The 3,630-nt window shown below is 45.3% G+C and carries 3 protein-coding genes; all 3 read left to right on the forward strand.

The genetic code is table 11. From position 1 onward, the window contains the following. The coding region (locus tag RYO92_RS10980) for a metal-transporting ATPase (RefSeq protein WP_315370404.1) at positions 1-1,074 on the forward strand (1,074 nt) is incomplete at its 5' end. Between the two features lie 106 nt (positions 1,075-1,180). After that, entirely contained in the window at positions 1,181-1,522 is a 342-nt protein-coding gene (locus RYO92_RS10985) for a metal-sensing transcriptional repressor (protein WP_330700290.1), read from the forward strand. A gap of 228 nt (positions 1,523-1,750) precedes the next feature. Continuing rightward, positions 1,751-3,630: ATP-dependent zinc metalloprotease FtsH (ftsH, locus tag RYO92_RS10990; protein ID WP_315370405.1), on the forward strand; the 1,880-nt coding region annotated here is incomplete at its 3' end.

Raw genomic sequence — 3,630 nt, forward strand, 5'->3', positions numbered from 1 at the left:
GCTATGGTGGGACATGGTGTTTCCGGAACCATAGAGGGAGAAACAGCGGTGGCCGCTTCCTTATCCTATATGAAAGAGCATTTTTCTTTGGAAAAGAGTTTTGAGGAGCAGTGCAACAGCTTTTCCGAAGAGGGAAAAACCCCATTATTCTTTGCAAGAGGAGAGAAGCTTTTGGGCTGTATCGCCGTAGCGGATACCTTAAAGGAGGATGCTAAGGCGGGAATTGAAGAGCTGAAAAAGCAAGGCATTTTCACGGTTATGCTTACCGGAGATCAGAGAAGGACGGCAAATGCCATCGGAAAGGAAGCCGGAGTGGATATGGTCATTGCCGAAGTACTTCCTGACGGAAAAGAAGCGGTTATCCGTAAATTGCAAAACTATGGTAAGGTTGCCATGGTAGGAGACGGTATCAATGACGCGGTTGCTCTGACAAGAGCGGATTTGGGTATTGCCATAGGTGCCGGAACGGATGTGGCCATTGATGCGGCGGATTTGGTGCTGATGAAATCCAAGGTAAGGGATATTCCGAAGAGTATTCGACTTTCCAGAGCTACGATCCGAAACATTCATGAGAATCTGTTCTGGGCATTCTTCTACAATGTGATTTGTATCCCCCTTGCTGCAGGATTTTACTCCGCCATCTTCCACTGGAATTTTGCCATGAGTCCTATGGTGGGGGCAGCGGCTATGAGCCTTTCCAGCTTTTCCGTGTGCTTAAATGCACTTAGGTTAAACTTATTTAACATAAACAATTCCGCTGGAGATCATAGGAAAGGTTTGGCGGAAGAAAAGAGAGAAAAGCTACTGTTGGATTTTGACTCTGAAAAGAAAGAGAGTCATGCACAAAAAGAAAAGGAGATTGTTATGGAGAAGCATTTGGTAATTGAGGGTATGATGTGCGGACATTGTTCCGGAACCGTAAAGAAGGCTTTAGAGGCTTTACCACAGGTGGAAAAGGCTGAGGTTAGTCATGAAACAGGTAAGGCTGTGGTCACTTTGAAAGAAGCTGTGGCGGATGAAGTATTGAAGAAGGCTGTAGAAGATCAGGAATATACGGTGAAATCCATTTCATAATCAGTTTTCATCATCATTTTTCGTAGTCAGTGTTAATAATCAAGTAAGGCTCTGATTTTTATAAAATGATGTGAAAGCAAGAATGTCTATAAGGGAGATTGCATTTATGCAGGAGGAGCAAAAGCAAGAGCAAGAGGCTTCCCTGGAAATGGGAGGCTGTTGCGGAGGAAGAAAGAAAAAACAGGCTAGAGATGAGGGGGAAAGAAGAGATTTGATTTCTCGCTTAAACCGTATGGAGGGACAGATTCGAGGAATTCGCAATATGCTTTTGGAGGAGCGGTATTGTGTGGACATCCTTACCCAGGTCAGTTCCGTTTCCTCCGCCTTAAAGGCCTTTAGCAAGGAGCTGTTACAAAGCCATATAGAAAGCTGCGTGGTTTCCGATATTCAGGAAGGAAAAACCGAGGCGGTGGAGGAGCTTTGCGGCTTGATTAAGAAGATTATGTAACGAAAAATTTTCTTACGCTTTTCATACTTTAAACACAAAAGGACTCTATACTCCATAGAGTTCTTTTTTTATTCTTAAGGAGTAGCGTCTGAAGAGAGTATAGTATCCCGTTTAGAAGAAGCTGCTTTAAAGTTTCACCTTGTATTCTGCTTCTAACAGGGCAATGGTTGAAACAATATAAAGAAATTTTAGGAATACCGTATAGAGAACAAATGAAAGGAGATGCTTATGGATAATAAGAACAATTCTATGCCCGGCTGGGACGATTTCTTTCCCGGCAACAAAAAGGATGACAATGGAGGGGGGAACAGACCCAGATCTTTCCTGTTCTATGTCTTTATTGCCATGATTATTACTTTATTGCTGAATACCTTTGTATTTCCGGCAATGAAACAGGCAAGAATTGAGCCCGCTGCGTATTCGGAATTCCAAAAAGCCATAACGGATAAGACCGTCACCAAGGTGGAATTTAATCAAAATACCATTGTGTATGAAGTTAAAAAAGACGGTAAGACGCAAAGCTACAGCACCACAAGAGTGAACAACGAGTTTAACGAAGCGCAGATTATGCAGGAGTTAAATGCTCAGGGAGTAGAGTACAATGAAAGCATTCCTGTAGAGAGTAATTTTTTCTTAAATTTCATTCTTTCCTGGGTTGTACCCTTACTGCTCTTTATGGCTTTAGGAAATTGGCTTTCCAAGCGTATGGGTTCTGCCATGGGCGGCATGGGAGGCGGCTTTGGCTTGGGCGGTTTAGGAAGATCCAACGCCAGAGAATATGAGAAGAAGGATGACAGCATTCGCTTTAAGGATGTGGCCGGAGAAGATGAGGCAAAGGAGCTTCTCACGGAGATGGTAGACTACTTAAATCATCCGGACAAGTATTCCAGAATCGGTGCCAAGATTCCCAAGGGAGCGTTGCTTGTGGGACCTCCGGGAACCGGTAAAACCATGCTGGCCAAGGCTGTAGCCGGCGAAGCAGGTGTTCCCTTCTTTTCCATTTCCGGATCGGAATTCGTGGAGATGTATGTGGGTATGGGTGCGGCTAAGGTTCGTGATCTTTTCGATCAGGCGAAGAAAAAGTCCCCCTGCATTATCTTTATTGATGAGATTGACGCCATCGGTAAAAAACGTGGTGCCGGCGGCTTAGGGGGAAATGACGAAAGAGAACAGACCTTGAATCAGCTCCTTACAGAGATGGACGGTTTTGACAGCAATAAGGCTATTATTCTTCTGGCAGCTACCAATCAGCCGGATCAGTTGGACCCGGCCCTTCTTCGTCCGGGACGTTTTGACAGAAGAGTACCGGTGGAGCTTCCGGATTATCAGGGAAGAATCGATATTTTAAAGGTACATAGTGCCAAGATTAAGATGTCCGATAATGTAAGCCTGGAGGCCATTGCCAAGGCGGCTCCCGGTGCATCCGGTGCGGAGCTTGCCAACATTATCAATGAGGCGGCCTTAAGAGCGGTTCGTGCAGGTAGAGAAAGAGTTATCCAGTCCGACTTGGAAGAGTCCATTGAGGTGGTTATTGCCGGTTACCAGAAGAAAAATAAGGTGATGACGGAGAAGGAGAAGCTGATTGTAGCTTACCACGAGGTTGGACATGCCTTGGTTGCAGCATTGCAGAAGGATTCCGCTCCGGTTCATAAAATCACCATTATCCCAAGAACCTCAGGAGCCCTGGGATATACCATGCAGGTGGAGGAAGAGGGAAACCATTATCTCTATTCCAAGGAAGAGCTGGAAAATGAAATTGCCACTCTCACCGGCGGACGTTGTGCGGAGGAACTCATTTTCCATACCTGCACTACAGGAGCTTCCAATGATATTGAGCGAGCTACCAAGTCGGCAAGAGCCATGATTACCCGCTACGGAATGAATCCGGAGGTGGGAATGGTAGCCATGGAGCAGCTGCATAACCAGTATCTTGGAGGAGATTCCAGCCTTACCGTATCTCCGGAAACCCAAACCAAGATTGATGAGATGGTGGTGGCTTTGGTAAAGAAACAGCATGATAAGGCTTATAAGCTTTTGGAGGACAATATCACCAAGCTTCACGAAATTACCAAGTTCCTCTATGAAAGAGAAACCATTACCGGAGAAGA

It is taken from the genome of Oribacterium sinus (assembly GCF_963553175.1).
Lineage (GTDB): Bacteria > Bacillota > Clostridia > Lachnospirales > Lachnospiraceae > Oribacterium > Oribacterium sinus_B.

Coding starts and splice junctions, on each gene's coding strand:
- RYO92_RS10985 (WP_330700290.1), top strand. CDS start 1,181: ATGCAGGAGGAGCAAAAGCAAGAGCAAGAGGCTTCCCTGGAAATGGGA.